A 20,091-nucleotide genomic window follows, 5' to 3' on the forward strand; every position below is an offset into this window, starting at 1 on the left:
AACAAAGGTATGTTGAAGCATCGTGAGCACCACCGTGACGGCCTTGCCGGACATCCTGGACCCGATGTACTGGCTGGGCGCCAATGGCGTCTTCGGATCGGCGGTGCTGCCCGGCATCCTGGTCATCGTCTTTATCGAGACCGGGCTGCTGTTTCCGCTGCTCCCGGGCGAATCGCTGCTGTTCACCGGCGGGCTGCTGGCCGCGCACCCCAACCCGCCCGCGAGCATCTGGGTGCTGGCACCGTCCGTCGCGCTGGTCGCGATCCTGGGCGATCAGACGGGGTACTTCATCGGGCGGCGGATCGGTCCGGCGCTGTTCAAGAAGGAGGACTCCCGCTTCTTCAAGAAGCACTACGTGACGGAATCCCACGCGTTCTTCGAGAAGTACGGGCCCTGGGCGGTCATCCTGGCCCGGTTCGCCCCGTTCGTGCGGACGTTTGTCCCGCCGGTGGCCGGGGTGTCGTACATGCGCTACCCGGTGTTCCTCGGGTTCGACATCGTCGGCGGCATCCTCTGGGGCGGCGGTGTGACGCTGGCGGGCTACTTCCTGGGCACCGTGCCGTTCGTGCACCAGAACCTGGAAAAGATCATCCTGGGCATCCTGTTCGTGTCGCTGATCCCGGCGTTCATCGCCGCCTGGCGCGCCTATCGGGGCCGCCGCCGCGCGGCCGGCGAAGAGACCGACTCAGGACACCCGACTTCTGCGGTACGCAACGAAAGCGCCTAGCAGGTCCGGCCTGTCGATCGAACTCTGCTGCACGGCCTCGTCCGGCGCGGCCCCGAGCAGGATGCGCTTGATCGGGATCTCCAGCCGCTTGCCGGTCAGCGTCCGCGGTATGCCCGGGACGTCCAGGATGTCGTCGGGCACGTGTCGCGGCGAGGCATGCTGGCGGATCTCGGCGACGATGTTGGACCGCAGCGCGTCGTCGAACTCCACGCCGTCCGCCAGGTGCACGAAAAGCGGCATCCAGTAGCCGCCGTCGTCCAGCTCGACGCCGACCACCAGGCAGTCCTGCACCTCCGGCATGCGTTCGACCGCCGTGTAGATCTCCGCGCTGCCCATCCGAACGCCCATGCGATTCAGGGTGGCGTCCGAACGGCCGTGTACGACAACCGATCCGCGGTCGCTGATGGTGATCCAGTCCCCGTGGCACCACACGCCCGGGTACTTGTCGAAGTAGGCGGCGCGATAGCGGCTGCCGTCGTCGTCGTTCCAGAAGGACACGGGCATGGACGGCATCGGCTTGGTCACCACCAGCTCGCCCTCTTCCCCGATGACGGGGTGGCCCTCGCCCTTCCAGGCCTCGATGGCCGCGCCGAGGCACAGGCACGACAGCTCGCCGGCGACCACGGGCAGGATCGAGCAACCGCCGATGAAGGCCGTGCACACGTCGGTGCCGCCGCTCATCGAGATCACCGGAACACCGCGGCCGAGTCCCTGTTGGACCCAACGAAATCCGGACGCCGGCAGCGGTGACCCGGTAGATCCCACCGCGCGCAGGCCATCGAGGGGGTACGACGCACCCGGCGTCAATTCCTTTTTGGCACAGGCCAATAGGTAGCCCGCCCCGGCGCCGAGCACCGTGACGCCGGCGTCGGCGGCGACGCGCCACAGGCCGTCGGTGCCCGGATGCGTTGGGCTGCCGTCGTACAGCACGATCGTGGCGTCGACCAGCAGGCCGGACACCAGCAGGTTCCACATCATCCAGCTGGTCGACGAGTACCACAGGAAGCGGTCGCCGGGGTACAGCTCGAATTGCAGCGTCAGGTACTTCAGGTGCTCCAGCACGACGCCGCCGTGACCGTGCACGATGCCCTTCGGCTTCCCGGTGGTTCCCGACGAGAACATCACCCACAGCGGGTGGGCGAACGGGACCGGCGTGATGTCAAGGGCGGCGTGCGCCTGCACGGCCGTGGCCCACGCCACGGTGTCGCCGTCGATGTCGAGCCCGAGCCGCGGCACCACCACGGTGGCCTTCAGCGTCGGCATCGCGTGCCGGATCGTGGCCAGCTCCGCGCGCCGATCGATCCGCTTGCCCGCGTACACCGAGCCGTCGGTGGCCACCAGCACGGCCGGCTCCACCTGACCCAGCCGGGCGATCACGCCGTCGACCGACACGTCCTGGTTGCACACCGCCCAGATCGCGCCCACGCTGGCCGCGGCTAGCGCCGCGACGACGGCCTCGGCGACGTTGGGCAGGTAACCGACGACGGCGTCGCCGGGCGCGACGCCGAGGTTGCGCAGGTAGGTCGCGAACGCCGCCGTCTCGCGCTGCAGCCTCGCCCAGGACCACTCGGTGGATCCGTCCTCGCCGACGGCGATCAGCGCCGGGCGCTCGTCGGTGGCGTGGCGGAAGATCTCGGTGGCGTAGTTGAGCGTGGCGCCCGGGAACCACTCGGCGCCGGGCATGGAACGCTCGCCCAGCACCGCGCGGGGCGGGCTGTCCGCCTTGATGTCGAAGTAGGTCCAGACGGCGTCCCAGAACCAGTCGATGTCGTCCACCGACTTTGCCCACAGGCCTTGGTAGTCGGCATATTCGCCGCGGCCGGTCTCGGCCAGCCAGGTGATGAAGCGGGTGAGGTTGGCGCCGGCAAGCGTGGCCTCGTCGGGGATCCAGCCGCCGCTGAGTTCGCTCATGTCTCGCTCACGGCGGTGACGTTACAGGCGGCCTCCATCAGCATCCAGCCCGATAGCTGAACCGACAGATCGCGCTCGGCGATCTCGGAGGCCTCGACCGCGCCCTCGACGAATTGCGCCTCTTCGCCACCCGCCTTGGGCAGCTCGGCGTCGCGGTCCCAGAACGCGCCGAACAGCGGCAGACCGTCCAGCGTTTGCCGGTAGTCCCAGGCCGATTTCGCCGACGACAGCACGATGGTGCGGGCGGTGTCGCGGGCCACCGCGTCGTCGGCGGAGTCGCCCGGCAGGGCGGTGGCGACCAGCGCGAGGTAGCGGGCGGTGATGCCGCCGAAGAGGCCGCCGTCCCCGCCGCCGGCGCCGCGCAGCACGCCCGACGGCGCCATCTGCTCGCTGACCGCCGCCACCAGCCGATGCACCCGGGCCTGATGCCGGGCCCTGGCTTCGGCGCCGGTGCGCGCGGCCAGCTCGGTCTCCAGGCCCAGCACGACGCCCTGGCAGTAGGTGTACTGCGCGCGCACCAGCGAGCCGTCCTTGATGCCGTCGAACACCAGGTGCGTGTCGGGATCGATCAGGGTGCGGTCGATCCAGTCGCTGATCTGGTCGGCCCGCTGCAGGTGCTCGCCGTAGCGGGCGAGGAAGGTTCCCGCGGGCCCATTGGCCGGGGCGTTGAAGAACTTGTCCTGCTTGCGCCACGGGATGCCGCCGCCGTCGGCGGGTGCCCACGCCTTGACGAATTGGTCGGCCAGCTTGGGCAGCGCGCGATGGCGCTCGACGCCGGCCAGCCGGGCCGCGCGTTCCAGCGCCAGCGCCAGCCACGCCATGTCGTCGTAGTAGCTGTTGGTCCAGCGCAGGTTGTTGCGCAGCCGGTGTGAGCGGACCTGGCGGTTGATCATCGTGTGCCGGTGCGGTTGCGGATCGCGCAGCTGCGCGTCGACCAGGCAATCCAGCAGGTGCGCCTGCCACCAGTAGTGCCAGGTGCCGAACAGCCGGTCGCGCCGCGTCGCCGGCCAGGCCACGACCCCCAGCTGGGTTCCCGGCAGCGCCCACAGCCGCTTCAGGTGTCGCTGCGCGACAGCGGCTTCGGAGCTGGCCGCCCGGTTGGCCCATCGCTGATCCATACCGCTCGATCCTGCCCTAGCGCGGTGTCGGTCGAGCGTGCGGTCTCGGCGTCGCGGGTGCGCCCAGGGCGGGAAAATCGCCGACATCCCGCCGTCCCGGCACACCCGACGCCGCAGGCGCACACTCGCCGCCGGAGGATGCTGGAGCCCATGGGAGATCTGACCGTTAACGGGCGACACCACAAGGTCGACGCCGAGGACGACACACCGCTGCTGTACGTGCTGCGCAACCACCTGGGCTTGAAGGGGACCCGGTTCGGTTGCGGGGTGGGGTTGTGCGGGGCGTGTTTCGTGCTGGCCGACGGCCGTCCGGTGTACTCCTGCGACACCCCGTTGTGGTCGGTGGCCGGCAAGTCGATCCGCACCGTCGAGGGCCTGGGCGACGACGGGCGGCCGCACCCGGTGGCGCGCGCCCTGGTGGCCGGGCAGGCGGCGCAATGCGGGTACTGCATGTCCGGGATCGTGGTGGCCGCGGCGGCCCTGCTGGCCGACAATCCCGACCCGACGGACGCGGAGGTGCGCGCCGCCCTGGACCCCAACCTGTGTCGGTGCGGCTCGCACAATCGGGTGGTCGCCGCGGTGCTGAGCGCCGGCGCCGAAATGCGGGGTTCCGCCGATGCCTGACCTGCCGGAGTCGCTGGCCTCCAATCCCGTTCTGGGCGAATGGGTTCGGATCGGCTCGGACGGCGTCGTCGAGGTGCGCTCGGGCAAGGTGGAGCTGGGTCAGGGCGTGTTGACGGCGCTGGCGCAGATCGCCGCCGAGGAGCTCGACGTGGACGTCGCGCGCGTGCGGATGATCGCCGCGGCGACCGACCGCAGCCCCGACGAGGGCTTCACCGCCGGCAGCCGGTCGATCCAGCAGTCGGGGGCGGCGCTGCGTCAGGTGTGCGCCGAGGCACGGGCGATCTATCTCGACGCGGCGGCGGCCAAGCTGTCCGTCGCGCCCGAGGAGTTGGACGTCGTCGACGGCGAGTTCGGTGGCCCGCACGGCTTGGCCACCAGCTATTGGGAACTCGCGGACGATTCGCTGTTGGACCGCGCGGCGACCGGCGAAGCGACGCCCAAGCCCGAGGCGGACTACGCGGTCGTCGGCACCGACGTCGCCCGGCTGGACCTGCCCGACAAGCTGACCGGGCGGCCGCGCTACCTGCACGACCTCGTTTTGGACGGGCAGCTGTACGGCCGCGTCGTTCGCCCGCGGTCGCGCGGGGCGCACCTGCGCGGCCTCGACACCGCCCCGACCCTGGCGCTGCCGGGCGTGGTCACCGTCGTGCGCGACGGCGAGTTCCTGGGCGTAATCGCCGAACGGGAGGAGGTCGCGGTGCGCGCGGCCGAGCGGCTGCGCGGCGACGCCACCTGGGACCGGCGGCCGACCCTGCCCGACGAGGACGACCTGCCGGGATTTCTCCTGTCGGCGGCGGCCGAGACGTCGGAGCTGGCGTCCAAAGGGACTGGGGCCGTGGGCGGTTCGACGCGGTCGCATTCGGCCCGCTACCACCGCCCGTACCTGGCGCACGCCTCGATCGGCCCGTCGGCCGCGGTGGCGCTCGCCCACCCCGACGGCCGACTGGAAATCTGGTCACACAGCCAGGGCGTCCACGTGTTGCGGCGCGAACTGGCCGCGGCGCTGGGCCTGCCGGTCGATTCGGTGGTGGCGCGCCACGTCGAGGGGGCCGGGTGCTATGGGCACAACGGCGCCGATGACGCCGCCATGGACGCCGCGGTGCTGGCGCGGGCGGTACCGGGGCGGCCGGTCCACCTGGTCTGGTCGCGCGGCGACGAATTGGCTTGGGCGCCTTTCGGTCCCGCCGCGGTCGTCGAGGTCGCCGCCGACTGCGGCGACGACGGCGCCGTCGTCGACTGGCGCCACGAGATCTGGAGCGGCAGCTACATGGGCCGCCCGGGCACGACGCCGACCTCGGCGTTTCTGGCGGCCAGCGAGCGCGCCGGTGGCGAGCCGATCCGCGCCGGCGGCGAGCCGCCGGTCGAATGGGGCGGCGGCACCGGCCGCAACGCCGTACCCGGCTACGACTTTCCGTCCTATCGGGTGATCAACCACCTGCTGACCGAGATGCCGCTGCGCACCTCGGCGCTGCGTTCGCTGGGGGCGTTCATCAATGTCTTTGCGGCGGAGTCGTTCATGGACGAGTTGGCGGTGGCCGCGGGCCGCGATCCTGTCGAGTTCCGGTTGGCGCACCTGTCCGACCAGCGCGGGCGCGCGGTGTTGCGGGCGGCGGCGGAGCGCGCCGGCTGGGGGAAACGGGCGCGAGCGGAGTCCGTCGGTCACGGCATCGGGTATGCGCGCTACAAGAATTCGGCGGCCTACTGCGCGGTCATCGCGGAGATCGAGGCGGTTGACGGGGTGCGGGTGCGCCGGCTGGTCATCGCGGTGGATGCCGGGCTGGTCATCAATCCCGACGGCGCGGCCAACCAGATCGAGGGCGGCGCCGTGCAGGCCACCAGCTGGACCGTCAAGGAGCGAGTCCGCTTCGACGACTTCAACGTCACCAGCGAAACCTGGGAGACGTACCCGATCCTGCGGTTCTCCGAGGTGCCGACGGTCGACGTCGAATTCCTTGCGGGACAGGGTAATCCACCGTTGGGCATCGGCGAGTGCGCCCAGGGTCCGACGGCCGCCGCGATCGCCAATGCCGTGTACGACGCGCTCGGCGTCCGGGTGCGCTCGTTACCGCTGACGCCCGAGCAACTCATCGCCGCGATGGATTAGCCAGCGCGTCCAGCAGTTCGCGCAGGCCGGTCAGCGAGTGCGCGGGCAAAAACAGGTCACAATACGGCAGGGCGGCTGCCATGGCACCGGCCAGCGGTTCGAAATCCCCCCGCGCCGCACGGGGATTGAGCCACACGAGGGTTGCGGCGCGGCGACGCAGCCGTTCCATGGCGTTCGCGAGCACATCAGGCGGATCGGCGTCCCAGCCGTCAGAGGCGATGATCACCACCGCCCCGCGCAGCCCGTTGCCGTGGGGTGGGGCCAGCAAGGCGCCCAGGCTGCGGCCGATGAACGTGCCGCCGTAGCGGTCCGTGACCTTCGCGTTGGCTTTCTGCAACGCCACCTCGGCCGAGCGGTGCGACAGCACCGACGTGAGCCGGGTCAGCGACGTCGAGAACGCGAAGACCTCCGGTCGCAGGCCGTGTCGGCGCAGCGCGGCGGCCCGCATCAGATGCAGATAGACCGCCGCGTACGGCTGCATCGAGCGGCTCACGTCGCAAGCCAGGACCACCCGGCGGGGCCGGCGGCGGGGCCGCGTGCGCGCCAATTGCATTGATTCCCAGCCGGTTTCGCGTGCGGCGCGCATTGTGGCGCGCAGGTCGATGCGCTCGCCGCCCGCGCTGGGCTCAAACCGCATGCTGCGCCGCCGCGGCCAGCGCGCGACGGTGGCCTCCAGCCAGGAGCCGAGCAGGCGGAGGTCTTGCGCGTCGAAGCGGTCGAACGGCTCGTCGGCGCGCGCGGCGATCCGGCTGGGCAGCAGATCGGGCAGCAGGACGCTCGTGTCCTCGAAAGCGTCGCGGACGGTGGACGCGCGGGTGGCCCAGGGCAGTCGTTGCGCGCCCGCGTTCGACGGGCCCCCGGTGGGGCGCAGTGTGCCGGCCGCGGGCGTCTTCGGGCCGGGCAGGGGCAGGGCGGGCTCGGTGCGCATCGCGCCGTCGGGCCGAGCGGCGCCGAACGCCGCCTCGAAGACCGCGTCGAAGGCGCCGAGGTCTTCCACCCGGTTGACCAAGGTCAGCCGCGCCGCCCAATACAGCGCCGACGTGGTGTCCGGCACCAGCCGTCGCAGCGCCTGCACGAAGCCGGCCTGGCCGTTGGCGGACACCTGCACCCCCGCGCCGCGCAGGCGCGCCACCAGGGCGGCCGCGAACGCCGCCAGGTCGACGCCGCGCAACAGCAGTGGGGTGCCCACGGACGCTAGCGCCTCCGGCGCAGCACCCAGATCAGCACCAGCACGGCGAGCACCGCGGCCGCGGCCGCGCCGTACTTCTTGAGCTGGTCGCCGCCGGCCAGGTCGAGCAGGTCAATGGGTTCGGGCTCGGCGGCCGCGTGGCGCGGTCCGGCGGCGGATTCGGTCGTTGTCGGGGCCGGGCCCGCCGCGGCGCCTGACGTCTGCCCGTTCTTGGCGGCCAGCTCGGCCTCCAGCGATTCGACGAACTGGCCCAGCAGCTTCTCCGAAACCTGTTGCAGCATGCCGCTGCCGAACTGGGCCAGCTTGCCGACGATCTTCAGATCGGTGTCGACGGTGACGCTGGTCCGGCCGCCGTCCTCGTGCAGCTGGGCGGTGACCGTGGCGGCCGCGTTGCCGGTGCCCCGCGATTCCTTGCCGTTGCCGTCGATGACCGCCCGGTGCTGGTCGCGGTCCAGCTCCACGAAGCGCACCTTGCCGCTGAACTCGCTGGTCACCGGTCCGACCTTGACCTTGACCTTGCCGAGGTAGTCGTCGCCCTCGTGACCGGTCAGCTGCGCTCCGGGCATCAGCGGGATCACCTGCTCCAGGTCGCACAACACGTCCCAGGCCTGCTCGATGGGCGCGCTGACGGTGAACTGGTTGGCGATCTTCATGCGGTGAGTCCTCTCAGGTACGGCTGTATTCGGTAAACGCGTCGCGAATCAGAGTACGGTCGTCCGGCGTCTTGGCCAGCGCCCCCAGGCTGGTCAGTGCCGACGCATCGGTATGTTCGGAGACCAGGTCGGCGACGCCGAGCGACACCAGCGCCGCGACCCAGTCGATCGTCTCGGCGACGCCGGGCGGCTTGTCCAGGTCGAGATCGCGGACGCGACCGACGAACTGCGTGGCGTGCTCGATCAGCGGCGCCGTCGCGCCGGGCACCGTCCGGCGGACGATCGCGGCGGCCCGGGCGGGCTCGGGGTAGTCGATCCAGTGATACAGGCAGCGGCGGCGGAGCGCGTCGTGCAGGTCGCGGCTGCGGTTGGAAGTCAGCACCGCGATCGGCGGCCGCTCGGCGACGAAGGTACCGAGCTCGGGCACGGTGACCGCGGATTCCCCCAGGAATTCGAGCAGCAACGCCTCGAATTCGTCGTCCGCGCGGTCGATTTCGTCGATGAGCAGCACCGGTGGGGCCGGGCCGCGATGCCGCACACACCGCAGGATGGGCCGATCGACCAGATACGTCTCGGTGTAGAGGTCCCCTTCTTCGATCCCGGTACCGCGGGCCTCGGCCAGCCTGATGGACAGCAGCTGGCGTTGGTAGTTCCAGTCGTACAGCGCCTCGCTGGCGGTCAGCCCCTCGTAGCACTGCAGCCGCACCAGCTCGGTGTCCAGCACCGCGGCGAGGGTCTTCGCCGCCGCGGTCTTGCCGACCCCCGGCTCGCCTTCCAGCAGCAGCGGGCGGCCGAGCGTGACCGCCAGGTAGATCGCCGACGCCGTTCCCGTGTCGAGCAGGTAGTCGTGTGCGTCGAAGCGGGCGACGACGTCGTCGACGTGGCTGAACGTCATGACGTCACCAGCCGGCGGTAGTCCTCCCACGTGTCGACGTCGAGCGGGATCCGACCGTCGACCGCGAGCTCGCGCACCTGGCGCCGGCCCGATTCCACGATCTTCCACACCGCCTTGTCGCCGTGCAGTTCGCGCAACTCCCCGAACACGCTGCGGCCCAACCAGAACGGGTGCCCGATGCCGTCGTCGTAGCGACACACCGCGATGTCGGCGCCCGGCCCCTCGTCGATCATTCGCCGGAGCGTGGCCGGCTGTACGCCGGGCTGATCGCCCAGCATGAGCACGATCCCGTCCGCCCGCGGATCCACCCGGTCCAGTGCGGCGCGTAGCGAGGCCGCGCATCCGGTGCCGGCATCGGAGGCCGTCACGACGTCGATTCCGCCCAGCGGCACCGTGTCACGCACCGCGTGCGCCGCGCCGCCGAGGGTGACGATGAGCTGGTCGAACCCAGCGCCGCGGGCGGTCGCCAGGGTGGCGCCCAGCAGGGTCGTATCCCGGTACGGCAGAAGCTGTTTGGGGGTGCCGAGCCTGCGCGAGCTGCCGGCCGCCAGCACGACGCCGGTGACCCTCATGCGCCAGCTTTCGCGGCGGCGAACGCCGCGCGGCAGCCCGGGCCGCAGAACCAGTAATCCGCGCCGGCCACCCGCAGGTGCTCGGTGCCGGGCCCGATGGTCACCGTCATGCCGCACACCGGATCGACCGCCCCGGCGGGGGGCTGCGGCGCGGCGGAGCGGCGCAGGTCGCCGTCGCGGATGCCGGCGACCAGCTCGGCGGCGATGGAGACCGCGATCTCCGCGGGGGTCTTGGCCCCGATGGCAAGCCCGACCGGGGTGTGCACCCGCGCCCGCTCGGCGTCGGAAAGGTCGAGTTGACCGAGGATGGCCGCGCCGCGGACCTTGCTGGCCACCAGGCCGACGTAACCGGCGCCGTGATCCAGCGCCGCACGGATCATTTCGGCTTCGGGTCCGCCGTGGCTGGCGATCACCACCGCCGTGGCACTTCCCACGGAGCCGACGTCGGCACCGCGGCGGACGTCGTAGCCGAGCACCCCGCACAGCTGGGCAAGGGCCTCGGCGATCGGGGTGGCGCCGTGGATCTCGATCAGGGGCGCCGGCAGTTGCGGGGTCAAGAAAATCTCCAGCGACCCGCCGGACAGGCACGGGTTGACGACGACGCAGGCGCCGGGCGCCTCGGGAAAGTGCACGTCGCCGTCGGGAAGCACCCGCAGCAACACGCTTTCGCCCGCCTGCAGCGCGCCCAGCGCCGCCTTGCGGACGGAGTTCTGCGCGCACTGGCCGCCGACAAAGCCCTCGATGGTGCCGTCCGCCAACAGGATTGCCTCGTCGCCCGCGTAGGACGAGGTGGGCGGCTGGGCACGCACCACCGTCGCGTGCACGAACGGCGTCCGTGCCGCCAACAGCTGCTGGGCCCGCTCACTGATCGTCGTCTGCCTGATCGCGCTCAAATCGGTGGCCTCGCCCTCCCCTGCATCGCCTCCCAGACCCGCGACGGCGTCAGCGGCATGTCGGCGTGCCGAACCCCGAACGGCGCCAACGCATCCACGACCGCGTTCACCACGGCGGGTGGCGACCCGACCGTGGCCGATTCGCCGATGCCCTTCGCGCCGATCGGGTGGTGCGGCGACGGCGTCACGGTGAAACCGGTTTCCAGGTGGGGCACCTCCATGGCGGTCGGGATCAGGTAGTCCATCAGCGACCCGCCCAGGCAGTTGCCCTCTTCGTCGAACGCGATCATCTCCATCAACGCCATCCCGATCCCGTCGACGATGCCGCCGTGCACCTGGCCCTCGATGATCATCGGATTGATCCGCGTGCCGCAGTCGTCGACGGCCAGGAAGCGCCGCACCTTGACCACCGCGGTGCCCGGGTCCACGTCCACCACACAGAAGTAGGCGCCGTAGGGATAGGTGAGATTCGATGGGTTGTAGCAGACCTCGGCGTCCAACCCGCCCTCGATGCCCTCGGGCAGATCGCCGGCGCCGTGCGCGCGCATCGCGATGTCCTGGATCGTCACCGACGCCGACGGGTCGCCCTTGACGTGGAAGGAGCCCTTCTCCCACTCGAGGTCGGCGACCGAAACCTCGAGCATGCCCGAGGCGATGATCTTCGCCTTGTCGCGCACCTTGCGGGCCACCAGCGCCGCCGCCCCGCCCGACACCGGGGTGGACCGGCTGCCGTAGGTGCCCAGCCCGAACGGCGTCTGATCGGTGTCGCCGTGCACCACCTCGATGTCGTCGGGCGGGATGCCCAGCTCCTCGGCGACGATCTGCGCGAACGTCGTCTCGTGGCCCTGGCCCTGGCTCTGAACCGACAGGCGCACAACGGCTTTGCCGGTCGGGTGCACGCGCAGCTCGCAGCCGTCGGCCATGCCGAGGCCGAGGATGTCCATGTCCTTGCGCGGGCCGGCGCCGACGGCCTCGGTGAAGAACGCCATCCCGATGCCCATCAGCTCCCCGCGCTCGCGCCTGGCTTTCTGCTCGGCGCGCAGCGCGTCGTAGCCGATCATGTCCATGGCCTTGCGCATGGTGGCCTCGTAGTCACCCGAGTCGTACGTCCAGCCGGTCTTGCTCTGGTACGGGAATTGCTCGGGCCGCAACAGGTTTCGCAGCCGCAGCTCGGCCGGGTCCATCTTGAGCTCGAAGGCCAGGCAGTCCACCAGCCGCTCGACGAAGTACACCGCCTCGGTGATCCGGAACGAGCACGCGTAGGCCACCCCGCCGGGCGCCTTGTTGGTGTACACGGCGGTCATGTGGCAGTAGGCGGCCTCGAGGTCGTAGCTGCCGGTGAACACCCCGAAGAAGCCGGCCGGGTATTTCGTCGGGGCGGCCTGGCCGTTGAACGCGCCGTGGTCGGCCAGCACGTTGGACCGGATCGCCAGGATCTTGCCGTCGCCCCGGGCGGCGATCTCGCCGACCATGATGTAGTCGCGGGCGAAGCTGGTGGACGTCAGGTTCTCGCTGCGGTCCTCCATCCATTTCACCGGCTTGCCCAGCAGCAGCGAGCCGACGATCGCGCAGACGTAGCCGGGGTAGATCGGCACCTTGTTGCCGAAGCCGCCGCCGATGTCGGGCGAGATCACCCGGATCTTGTGCTCGGGCAGGCCGGCGACCAACGCGTACAGGGTGCGGTGCGCGTGCGGCGCCTGCGAGGTGGTCCACAGCGTCAACTTGCCGGTGACCGGGTCCAAATCGGCCACCGCGCCACAGGTTTCCATCGGCGCGGGGTGCACCCGGGGGTACACGATCTCCTGCTTGACGACGACGTCGGCGCGCGCGAACGCCGCCTCGGTGGCGGCGGCGTCGCCGGTCTCCCAGTCGAAGATGTGGTTGTCGGTCTTGCCGTCGAGGTCGGTGCGGATCACCGGCGCCGCAGATTCGAGCGCCTTGCGCACGTCGACGACGGGGTCCAGCGGGTCGTAGTCGACGTCGATCAGCTCCAGCGCGTCGCGGGCCGAATACCGGTCCTCGGCGACGACGAACGCCACCTCCTGGCCCTGGAAGCGCACCTTGTCGGTGGCCAGCACGGCCTGCACGTCGTTGGACAGCGTCGGCATCCACGCCAGGCCCTTCTCGGCCAGGTCGGCGCCCGTCACCACCGCCTTGACCTTCGGATGTGCAAGGGCCGCAGTCACATCGATGCTCGCGATGCGGGCGTGCGCGTACGGCGAACGCAGGATCGCCAGGTGCAGCATGCCCGGCAGCGCGACGTCGTCGACGTAGGTGCCGCGCCCGCGAATGAAACGCGGGTCCTCCTTGCGCAGCATCCGGCCGTGACCGCACGGCTTTTGGTCGTTGTCCGCCGTGTCTTCGGGTGAGGGCGGCCGCGACTCGATGGTGGTCATGATCCGGCCTCCACGGGAGCCGCGTGGGACGCCGCCCACTGGATGGAACGCACGATCGTGGTGTATCCGGTGCACCGGCAGATCTGCCCGGAGATCGCCTCCCGGATCGTTTCCTCGTCGGGATTGGGGTCGCGGTCCAGCAGCGCGCGGGCGGTGATCATCATGCCCGGTGTGCAGAAGCCGCATTGCAGCCCGTGGCAGCGCATGAACCCTTCCTGAACGGGGTCGAGCTGGCCGTCGACCGCGAGCCCTTCGACGGTCCGGACGCTGTGGCCCGACGCCATCACGGCCAGCATCGTGCACGACTTCACCGGTACGCCGTCCACGTCGACCACGCACGTCCCGCAGTTGCTGGTGTCGCAGCCCCAGTGGGTTCCGGTGAGCCGCAACTGATCCCGCAGGAAATGCACGAGCAGCGTCCGGGGTTCGACCTCGGCGGTCACCTGCTCGCCGTTGACGGTCATGTTCACCTGCATCGGCTTGTTCCTTTCCCGGCTCACGCCGTTCTGCCCACCCGCTGCGCTGCGGTGCGCAGCGTGCGGATGGTCAGTTCGGAGGCGAGGTGCCGCTTGTAGTCCGCGGTGCCGCGCACGTCGGTCACCGGATCGCAGGCCGCCGCCGCGCGCCGGCCCGCCTCGGCGAAGGTCTCCTCGGTGGCCGGCCGGCCGGCCAGCGCCGCCGCCAGCTCGGCCAGCGCGCGCGGGTCCGGGTTGACCGCCGTCAGGCCCACGCGCGCGGCCACGATTTCGGTGCCGTCCAGCGTGATGGCCGCCCCGGCCGCCGTGACCGCCCAGTCCCCCACGCGCCGCTCCACCTTGGCGTAGGCGCTGGAGGTGTTGATCCGCACCGGGATTCGGGCCTCGACCAGGATCTCGTTGTGCGCCAGGGTGGTCTCGTAGGGCCCGGCGACGAACTCGTCGATCGGTATTTCGCGTTCACCCGAGGGCCCGCGGGCCAGGCACACCGCGTTCAGCACGCTGCACACCGTCACCAGGTCCTCGGCCGGATCCGCCTGGCACAGCGAACCGCCCAGGGTGCCGCGGTTGCGGACCACCGGGTCGGCGATCACCCGCTCGGCGTCCCGGAAGATCGGGCACACGGCGGCCAGGGTGTCGGACTCCAGGATCTCGCGGTGGCGGGTCATGGCGCCGACGCGCACCAGGGTCGGATCGGTGATCACGTAGCCGAGCTCGGGTGCCAGGTCGTTGATGTCGACGAGGTACTCCGGGTTGGCGATGCGCAGCTTCATCATGGGCAGCAGGCTGTGCCCGCCCGCGATCACCCGCGCCCCCTCCCCCAGCCGATCCAGCAGCCCGACGGCGTGGTCGACGCTGGTTGCGCGTTCGTATTCGAAGGGTCCCGGTACTTGCATTGCTGCAGTGTCAGCCGCGCTGACATGGGCGTCAATAGCGAGTTAAGTAATCCCTGAACTCGCCCTCTACCTGCGGGTCGGGCGCGTCGTGGTGGATGCGACCGGTGGTCTCGGTCAGCGGGCGACCCCCACCGCCCCAGCGCTTGGCGATGATGTCGGCGGCGATCGACACCGCGGTCTCCTCCGGCGTGCGGGCGCCGAGATCCAGCCCGATGGGGCTGGACAGCCGGTCCAGCTCGGCGTCGGTCAGCCCCGCGGCGCGCAGCCGGCTCATCCGGTCGTCGTGGGTGCGGCGCGATCCCATCGCGCCGACGTAGCCGACGCGGGGCAGCCCCAGCGCCACCTGCAGCACGGGCACGTCGAACTTCGGGTCGTGGGTGAGCACGCAGATCACCGTGTTCTCGTCGATGGTGCCCGCCTGCGCCTGGGCGGCGAGGTAGCGGTGGGGCCAGTCGACGACGACCTGTTCGGCGGTCGGGAAGCGCACCGGCGTGGCGAAGACCTCGCGGGCGTCGCAGACGGTGACCCGGTAGCCCAGGAACGAGCCCTGTTGCGCCAGGGCGGCCGCGAAGTCGATGGCGCCGAACACCAGCATCCGCGGGCGCGGCGCGAAGCTGGACACGAACACCTCCATGCCGTCGCCGAGTCGCTGCCCGTCGGGCCCGTACTTGAGGACCTCGCTGCGGCCCACCGCCAGCAGCCCGCGCGCGTCGTCGGCGACCGCCGCGTCGGCGCGCGCCGAGCCCAGCGATCCCGCGACCGCCTCGGGCCGGACCACAACCCGGCGCCCCACCCATCGCGCGTCCGGGTGGCCGATGACGGTCGCGATCGCGACGGGACGGTTCTCGCCGATGTCGTCGGCGACGGCGCCGAACTCGGGGAACGTCGCCCGCGAGATCGGCTCGACGAACACGTCGATGACGCCGCCGCACGTCAGCCCGACGGCGAACGCGTCGCCATCGCTGACCCCATAGCGCTCCAGCCGCGGGATGCCCGTCTTCGCCACCTCGGTCGCGGCGTCATACACCGCGCCCTCCACGCAGCCACCCGACACCGAGCCGGCCACCGTGCCGTCGGGCGCCACCACCATCGAGGCCCCCGACGGCCGCGGCGCCGACCGAAAGGTCCGGACCACCGTCCCGAGCCCAGCTGTGTCGCCGGCACGCCAGATCGACACCAGCTGGGCAAGCACGTCACGCACTCTCTCAAAGTAGGCTCATGGCGTGACTCCGGCTCAACTTAGGGCCTATTCGGCGGTGGTCCGCCTGGGTTCGGTGCGGGCCGCCGCGGCGGAGCTGGGTGTTTCCGACGCGGGCATCTCGATGCTGGTGGCCTCCCTGCGCAAGGAGCTCGACGACCCCCTGTTCACCAGGACGGGCGCGGGGCTGGCGTTCACGCCCGGTGGGCTGCGCCTGGCCAGCCGCGCGGTCGAAATCCTCGGGCTGCAGCAACAAACCGCGATCGAGGTCACCGAGGCCGCCCACGGGCGCCGGCTGCTGCGCATCGCCGCGTCCACGGCGTTCGCCGAACACGCCGCGCCCGGCCTTATCGAGCTGTTCTCGTCGCGGGCCAACGACCTGTCGGTGGAGCTGAGCGTGCACCCGATCAGCCGGTTCCGCGACCTGATCTGCTCGCGCGCCGTCGACATCGCGATCGGTCCGGTGAGCGAGGGTTCGATCGCGCCCGACGACACGATCTTCGTACGCCCCTTCCTCAAATATCAGATCATCGCCGTCGTGGCGCCGAACAGCCCACTGGCGGTGGGGATTCCGGCACCGGCGCTGCTGCGTCAGCAACAATGGATGCTCGGCCCGTCGGCGGGCAGCGTCGATGGTGAGATCGCAAACATGTTGCGCGCCTTGGCCATTCCGGAGTCTCAGCAGCGGATCTTCCAAAGCGACGCCGCCGCGCTCGAGGAGGTGCAGCGGGTCGGCGGCGTCAGCTTGACGATCGGTTTCGCCGTCGCGAAGGATCTGGCGGCGGGGCGGTTGGCCCACGTGTCCGGGCCCGGCCTGGACCGGTCCGGCGAGTGGGGCGCGGCGACGCTGGCGCCCTCGGTGCGCCAGCCGGCCGTGTCGGAGCTGGTCCGCTTCATCACCACCCCGAGGTGCACCCAGGCGATGATCCGCGGCTCCGGCGTGGGGGTCACGCGGTTCCGCCCGAAAGTGCATGTGACGTGGAGTTGAGGGCCCTGTTGAGTGTGAAACGTGGGTGACGACGCGCCGACGAGGTTCGCCGCTGGTTCACACTTGAGGTCAGGGATTCACACTCGACTCGGCGAGAGGCAGCCATGACGCTTCCCGACGACCCCGCGAGCTGGCGCGAGGTCGCCGACCAGCTCACCCCGGAGCAGGCCGCGGGGTTTGAACTCCAGGAGCGGTCCGGCGACGACCCGGCCACCCTGCGGGCGATGGCCGACACGCTGGCGAACGCGAACGCGGGCGAGGTCACGTCGGGACAGATCCCCGCACCGCCCGACGCGACGCGCATCTACGGCTGGCAGGCCAACGGCGACCGGACGTGGCGCGAATTCGACGGCCGCACAACGCGTGTCGGCGAGGCCGTCATCCGCGTGGTCGGCCGTCAGTTCGGCGACGGCACCTGCGAGCGATGGATCAGTCTGTCGGCCACCCATGACGAAGAATTTCAGGCGGAGCAGGCCCGCGAGCTGGCGGCCGCGCTGGAGGCGGTGGCCGAGGAGGCCGAGCGGTTGGGCTAGCCGCCGGAACACCCACGGCCGCTCACCAGGCCTGCGACAGATCGGCGTGCTGGCGGATCCAGGCGTGCATCGCGATCCCGGCGGCCACCCCGGCGTTGATGCTGCGCGTGGAGCCGAACTGCGCGATCGACACCGTGAGCGCCGCGCCGGCCCGGATGTCGTCGGTGATGCCCGGGCCCTCCTGACCGAACACCAGCAGGCAGTCCCGCGGCAGCGCCGTCTCCTCGAGCCGCTGGGCGCCGGGGACGTTGTCCACGGCGACCACGGTCAGGCCGGCGGTCGCGGCGAAGTCCAGCAGCTCGGCGGTGCTGTCGTGGTGGCACAGCCGTTGATAGCGGTCGGTCACCATGGCGCCGCGGCGATTCCAGCGCCGCCGCCCGACGATGTGCACGGTGTGCACCGCGAAGGCGTTGGCGGTGCGCACCACCGAGCCGATGTTGGCGTCGTGGCCGAAGTTCTCGATCGCCACGTGCAGCGGGTGGCGGCGCCGGTCGATGTCGGCGATGACCGCTTCCCGGGTCCAGTACCGGTAGGCGTCGACGACGTTGCGGGTGTCGCCGTCGCGCAACAGGTTCGGGTCGTAGCGCGGGTCGTCGGGGGGTCGCCCGGCCAGGGCCCGACGCCGCCTGGCGTCGTTCCCCATTCGGTGGGCCCGGGTCCGCTCATCGCTGCGTCCACACCCCGGCGTGCGTGCCGTCGACCGCCACCGTCGCGTACAGCAGCGCCTCGTTGATCTCGCCCTGGGTGCACAGCGACGCGTTGACATGGACCGAATCCAGCGACGCGTCGGGCAGGATCAGCACCGACGACCCGTACGTCGCGCAGGCCGGGTTCAAGCCGCGGCCGGGCAGCGTCGGCGAGGCGAGCAGCATCAGCGGTCCGCCGCGCTTCGCGGAGTCGTCGCGATACCGGTCCGCGACGGCGTCGGCCTCGAGGCCCAGCAGCATGAAGCCGTTGCCGTTGAACGCGGCCGGGTCGCCGAGCTGAGCCTTGGTCACCGGGGCGCCGTCGGCGCGCCACGCCGACAGGCTGACGGTCTTGACCACCAGCCCGGTGTCGTTGCGGTTCGTCGGCGGCAGGCCGACCGGAAACGCCGCCGGGTAGGCCGCCGAGCTGTTCGGGATGCGGTCGCGCGGCGAATAGCCGTACACGCCCCGCACCTGGCTCCGATCCTTCAGCGGCCCAAGGCAAACCGTGCCGGTGAGCCGGTCCGGCGGCGCCGAGAGCACGTGCTGGATGTCGTGCACGGTGGCCATGGCGTCGTCGCAGCTGCCCAAACCGGTGGCCTCCATCGGGTGCGCCAGCGCGCCGTAGAGCCCGAAGCGGATATCCTCGGGTTTGGCGTGCGGTGCCTTCGGATCCGTCGGCGCGGCGTCCACGTCGACCAGCACGTAGTCGCCGTCCCAGCGCAGGTTCGACACCGCCATGTTCCAGCCCAGCAGCGCCAGCGACTCGCCGAGCCGCGTGCCCTGCGCGCCGTAGGGCCGCACGGGCCGATTGGAGCCCGAACACCCCACCAGGCAGGCGGCGATGACGAGCAACGCGATGAAACTGCGCATACCGCCCGGGGCCTAGCCCAGCCCCAGATCCGCCAGGCCCAGCAGGCTGCGGTACGAACAACCCTCGGCCTCGATGGCCTCGGCCGCGCCGGTGGCCCGGTCCACCACGGTGGCCACGCCGATCACCTCGCCGCCGGCTTCCTGAACCGCGCGCACGGCCGTCAGCGCCGAGTTGCCCGTCGTGCTGGTGTCCTCCACCACCAGGGCCCGTCGCCCGGTGACCTCGGAGCCCTCGATCAGGCGTTGCAGCCCATGGGTTTTCGCCGACTTGCGCACCACGAACGCGTCGATCGGACGCCCGGGCGCGTGCATGATGGCCGTCGCGACGGGATCGGCGCCCAGGGTCAGGCCGCCGACGACGGCGTAGTCCCAGTCGGCGGTGAGGTCGCGCATCAGCGCGCCGATCAGCGCGGAGGCCCGGTGGTGCAGGGTGGCGCGGCGCAGGTCGACGTAGTAGTCGGCCTCCTTCCCCGACGACAGCGTCACCCGGCCGTGCACCACCGACAGCCGTCGCACCAGCTCGGCCAGCTCCGCGCGCGGGTCAGGTTCGCCCACGGCCGCCCCCTACTCGCCGGGTCGCGGCCCGGGCCAGCCCGCGCGGGATCATCCGCCCGGCGGTGACGATCGCCTTGTACTGCAGGCCCGGAACGCTGATCACCTTGCCGCCGGCAATGTCGGCCAGGCTCTTGGTGACGACGTCGTCGACCTCGAGCCACAGGAACGACGGCAGCTTGGCCATCTCGATGCCAGCCCTGGTGTGGAACTCGGTGCGCACGTATCCCGGGCACACGGCGTGCACCCCGACGCCGGTGCCCTGCAGGCCGACGGCCAGGCCCTCGCTGAACGAGATCACCCACGCCTTGGATGCCGAATAGGTCGACCCGCGGCCCGGCACCAGCCCGGCAACGCTGGCGATGTTGATGACGGTGCCGGCGCCGGCGTCGAGCATGGGCGGCAGCGCGGCGCGGGTGAGGTGCATGACCGCGGTGACGTTGACGTCGAGCTGCGACTGCAACAGCGCGGGGTCGATGGTCCAGAAGTCGCCCGAGGTGCCGAAGCCGGCGTTGTTCACCAACACCTGGACCCCGGCGGCCAGGCGGTCGCAGACCTTGCCCCGGTCGGCGGGATCGGCCAGGTCCGCGGGCAGGATCTCGACGCCGCCGGCCTCGCCCTCGAGCTCGCCCGCCAGCCGGGTCAGCCGGTCGACGTCCCGGGCCACCAGGACCAGGTCGTAGCCGTCGCGTGCGTAGCGTCGCGCGTAGCCGGCGCCGATCCCGGACGTAGGCCCGGTGATCAGGGCTACGGGGCGAGGCATGAGCGACAGTGTAATGACGGGGAGCTAGCGATTATGGGGGCGTC

General features: G+C 71.2%; 18 protein-coding genes and 2 pseudogenes. 5 read left to right on the plus strand and 15 right to left on the minus strand.

The window, feature by feature from the left end:
* Nucleotides 1-22 precede the first annotated feature (22 nt).
* Nucleotides 23-727: a DedA family protein gene (locus MTAB308_RS13515; protein ID WP_077099871.1), complete on the plus strand. Its 705-nt coding sequence runs from the start codon at nucleotides 23-25 to the stop codon at nucleotides 725-727.
* Here MTAB308_RS13515 and MTAB308_RS13520 read toward each other — a convergent pair.
* Nucleotides 686-2,638 carry an acetoacetate--CoA ligase gene (locus MTAB308_RS13520; protein ID WP_077099872.1) on the minus strand — a complete coding sequence of 651 codons (1,953 nt, stop codon included), beginning with the start codon at nucleotides 2,636-2,638 and terminating at the stop codon, nucleotides 686-688. The genes MTAB308_RS13515 and MTAB308_RS13520 overlap by 42 nt on opposite strands.
* Nucleotides 2,635-3,756 carry a glycoside hydrolase family 76 protein gene (locus MTAB308_RS13525; RefSeq protein WP_077099873.1) on the minus strand — a complete coding sequence of 374 codons (1,122 nt, stop codon included), beginning with the start codon at nucleotides 3,754-3,756 and terminating at the stop codon, nucleotides 2,635-2,637. The genes MTAB308_RS13520 and MTAB308_RS13525 overlap by 4 nt, the downstream gene beginning before the upstream one ends.
* Before the next feature lie 150 nt (nucleotides 3,757-3,906).
* On the opposite strand from MTAB308_RS13525, the gene MTAB308_RS13530 reads away from it, so the two are divergent.
* Both MTAB308_RS13530 and MTAB308_RS13535 read left to right on the plus strand, forming a co-directional pair.
* Complete coding sequence (locus tag MTAB308_RS13530) at nucleotides 3,907-4,380, plus strand: (2Fe-2S)-binding protein (RefSeq protein WP_077099874.1); 474 nt, start codon at nucleotides 3,907-3,909, stop codon at nucleotides 4,378-4,380.
* The gene (locus MTAB308_RS13535; protein WP_077099875.1) at nucleotides 4,373-6,484 is read left to right on the plus strand and encodes a xanthine dehydrogenase family protein molybdopterin-binding subunit; all 2,112 of its coding nucleotides are present in this window, start codon (nucleotides 4,373-4,375) and stop codon (nucleotides 6,482-6,484) included. Before MTAB308_RS13530 ends, MTAB308_RS13535 begins: the two co-directional genes overlap by 8 nt.
* Here MTAB308_RS13535 and MTAB308_RS13540 read toward each other — a convergent pair.
* The 9 genes and pseudogenes from MTAB308_RS13540 to MTAB308_RS13580 form a co-directional block, all read right to left on the minus strand.
* On the minus strand, nucleotides 6,465-7,673 hold the full coding sequence (locus MTAB308_RS13540; RefSeq protein ID WP_077099876.1) for a vWA domain-containing protein: 1,209 nt from the start codon (nucleotides 7,671-7,673) through the stop codon (nucleotides 6,465-6,467). The genes MTAB308_RS13535 and MTAB308_RS13540 overlap by 20 nt on opposite strands.
* Before the next feature lie 5 nt (nucleotides 7,674-7,678).
* Nucleotides 7,679-8,326 (minus strand): SRPBCC family protein, encoded by a 648-nt coding sequence (locus MTAB308_RS13545; protein WP_077099877.1) that lies wholly within the window; start codon nucleotides 8,324-8,326, stop codon nucleotides 7,679-7,681.
* Between the two features lie 13 nt (nucleotides 8,327-8,339).
* Complete coding sequence (locus tag MTAB308_RS13550) at nucleotides 8,340-9,221, minus strand: AAA family ATPase (protein ID WP_077099878.1); 882 nt, start codon at nucleotides 9,219-9,221, stop codon at nucleotides 8,340-8,342.
* A complete protein-coding gene (locus MTAB308_RS13555) occupies nucleotides 9,218-9,793 on the minus strand; it encodes a nucleotidyltransferase family protein (protein WP_077099879.1) in 576 nt (191 codons plus the stop codon). Before MTAB308_RS13555 ends, MTAB308_RS13550 begins: the two co-directional genes overlap by 4 nt.
* A gap of 128 nt (nucleotides 9,794-9,921) precedes the next feature.
* A pseudogene (locus tag MTAB308_RS13560) lies at nucleotides 9,922-10,677 on the minus strand (XdhC family protein); the annotation flags it as partial.
* 5 nt (nucleotides 10,678-10,682) lie between these two features.
* Nucleotides 10,683-13,082 carry an aerobic carbon-monoxide dehydrogenase large subunit gene (locus MTAB308_RS13565; protein ID WP_077099880.1) on the minus strand — a complete coding sequence of 800 codons (2,400 nt, stop codon included), beginning with the start codon at nucleotides 13,080-13,082 and terminating at the stop codon, nucleotides 10,683-10,685.
* Nucleotides 13,079-13,558 carry a (2Fe-2S)-binding protein gene (locus tag MTAB308_RS13570; protein ID WP_077099881.1) on the minus strand — a complete coding sequence of 160 codons (480 nt, stop codon included), beginning with the start codon at nucleotides 13,556-13,558 and terminating at the stop codon, nucleotides 13,079-13,081. The genes MTAB308_RS13565 and MTAB308_RS13570 overlap by 4 nt, the downstream gene beginning before the upstream one ends.
* A gap of 20 nt (nucleotides 13,559-13,578) precedes the next feature.
* Entirely contained in the window at nucleotides 13,579-14,454 is an 876-nt protein-coding gene (locus tag MTAB308_RS13575) for an FAD binding domain-containing protein (protein WP_077099882.1), read from the minus strand.
* Nucleotides 14,455-14,485: 31 nt separating this feature from the next.
* Nucleotides 14,486-15,655 (minus strand): XdhC family protein, encoded by a 1,170-nt coding sequence (locus MTAB308_RS13580; protein WP_077099883.1) that lies wholly within the window; start codon nucleotides 15,653-15,655, stop codon nucleotides 14,486-14,488.
* A 22-nt stretch (nucleotides 15,656-15,677) separates the two neighbouring features.
* Between MTAB308_RS13580 and MTAB308_RS13585 the strand changes: the two genes are divergently transcribed.
* Complete coding sequence (locus tag MTAB308_RS13585) at nucleotides 15,678-16,640, plus strand: LysR family transcriptional regulator (protein WP_077099884.1); 963 nt, start codon at nucleotides 15,678-15,680, stop codon at nucleotides 16,638-16,640.
* A 104-nt stretch (nucleotides 16,641-16,744) separates the two neighbouring features.
* A complete protein-coding gene (locus MTAB308_RS13590) occupies nucleotides 16,745-17,173 on the plus strand; it encodes a hypothetical protein (protein WP_077099885.1) in 429 nt (142 codons plus the stop codon).
* Between the two features lie 22 nt (nucleotides 17,174-17,195).
* On the opposite strand, the pseudogene MTAB308_RS13595 reads toward MTAB308_RS13590, so the two are convergent.
* The 4 genes and pseudogenes from MTAB308_RS13595 to MTAB308_RS13610 all read right to left on the minus strand — a co-directional run bounded on the left by MTAB308_RS13595 (nucleotide 17,196) and on the right by MTAB308_RS13610 (nucleotide 20,047).
* Nucleotides 17,196-17,839 (minus strand): annotated as a pseudogene (locus MTAB308_RS13595) (TrmH family RNA methyltransferase).
* A complete protein-coding gene (locus MTAB308_RS13600) occupies nucleotides 17,836-18,732 on the minus strand; it encodes a hypothetical protein (protein ID WP_077099886.1) in 897 nt (298 codons plus the stop codon). The pseudogene MTAB308_RS13595 and the gene MTAB308_RS13600 overlap by 4 nt, the downstream one beginning before the upstream one ends.
* 12 nt (nucleotides 18,733-18,744) lie before the next feature.
* A complete protein-coding gene (pyrE, locus tag MTAB308_RS13605; RefSeq protein WP_077099887.1) occupies nucleotides 18,745-19,287 on the minus strand; it encodes an orotate phosphoribosyltransferase in 543 nt (180 codons plus the stop codon).
* Nucleotides 19,274-20,047 (minus strand): SDR family NAD(P)-dependent oxidoreductase, encoded by a 774-nt coding sequence (locus tag MTAB308_RS13610; protein WP_077099888.1) that lies wholly within the window; start codon nucleotides 20,045-20,047, stop codon nucleotides 19,274-19,276. The genes pyrE and MTAB308_RS13610 overlap by 14 nt, the downstream gene beginning before the upstream one ends.
* Nucleotides 20,048-20,091 lie beyond the last annotated feature (44 nt).

The sequence above is a fragment of the Mycobacterium terramassiliense genome, from assembly GCF_900157385.1.
GTDB lineage: Bacteria > Actinomycetota > Actinomycetes > Mycobacteriales > Mycobacteriaceae > Mycobacterium > Mycobacterium terramassiliense.

What these genes read in the sequence shown, in the direction of transcription:
- MTAB308_RS13530 (WP_077099874.1), top strand. Translation starts at nt 3,907, where the DNA reads ATGGGAGATCTGACCGTTAACGGGCGACACCACAAGGTCGACGCCGAG.
- MTAB308_RS13575 (WP_077099882.1), bottom strand. Translation starts at nt 14,454, where the DNA reads ATGCAAGTACCGGGACCCTTCGAATACGAACGCGCAACCAGCGTCGAC.
- MTAB308_RS13525 (WP_077099873.1), bottom strand. Translation starts at nt 3,756, where the DNA reads ATGGATCAGCGATGGGCCAACCGGGCGGCCAGCTCCGAAGCCGCTGTC.
- MTAB308_RS13565 (WP_077099880.1), bottom strand. Translation starts at nt 13,082, where the DNA reads ATGACCACCATCGAGTCGCGGCCGCCCTCACCCGAAGACACGGCGGAC.
- MTAB308_RS13570 (WP_077099881.1), bottom strand. Translation starts at nt 13,558, where the DNA reads ATGCAGGTGAACATGACCGTCAACGGCGAGCAGGTGACCGCCGAGGTC.
- MTAB308_RS13535 (WP_077099875.1), top strand. Translation starts at nt 4,373, where the DNA reads ATGCCTGACCTGCCGGAGTCGCTGGCCTCCAATCCCGTTCTGGGCGAA.
- MTAB308_RS13590 (WP_077099885.1), top strand. Translation starts at nt 16,745, where the DNA reads ATGACGCTTCCCGACGACCCCGCGAGCTGGCGCGAGGTCGCCGACCAG.
- MTAB308_RS13545 (WP_077099877.1), bottom strand. Translation starts at nt 8,326, where the DNA reads ATGAAGATCGCCAACCAGTTCACCGTCAGCGCGCCCATCGAGCAGGCC.
- MTAB308_RS13520 (WP_077099872.1), bottom strand. Translation starts at nt 2,638, where the DNA reads ATGAGCGAACTCAGCGGCGGCTGGATCCCCGACGAGGCCACGCTTGCC.
- MTAB308_RS13555 (WP_077099879.1), bottom strand. Translation starts at nt 9,793, where the DNA reads ATGAGGGTCACCGGCGTCGTGCTGGCGGCCGGCAGCTCGCGCAGGCTC.
- MTAB308_RS13550 (WP_077099878.1), bottom strand. Translation starts at nt 9,221, where the DNA reads ATGACGTTCAGCCACGTCGACGACGTCGTCGCCCGCTTCGACGCACAC.
- MTAB308_RS13610 (WP_077099888.1), bottom strand. Translation starts at nt 20,047, where the DNA reads ATGCCTCGCCCCGTAGCCCTGATCACCGGGCCTACGTCCGGGATCGGC.
- MTAB308_RS13600 (WP_077099886.1), bottom strand. Translation starts at nt 18,732, where the DNA reads ATGCGCAGTTTCATCGCGTTGCTCGTCATCGCCGCCTGCCTGGTGGGG.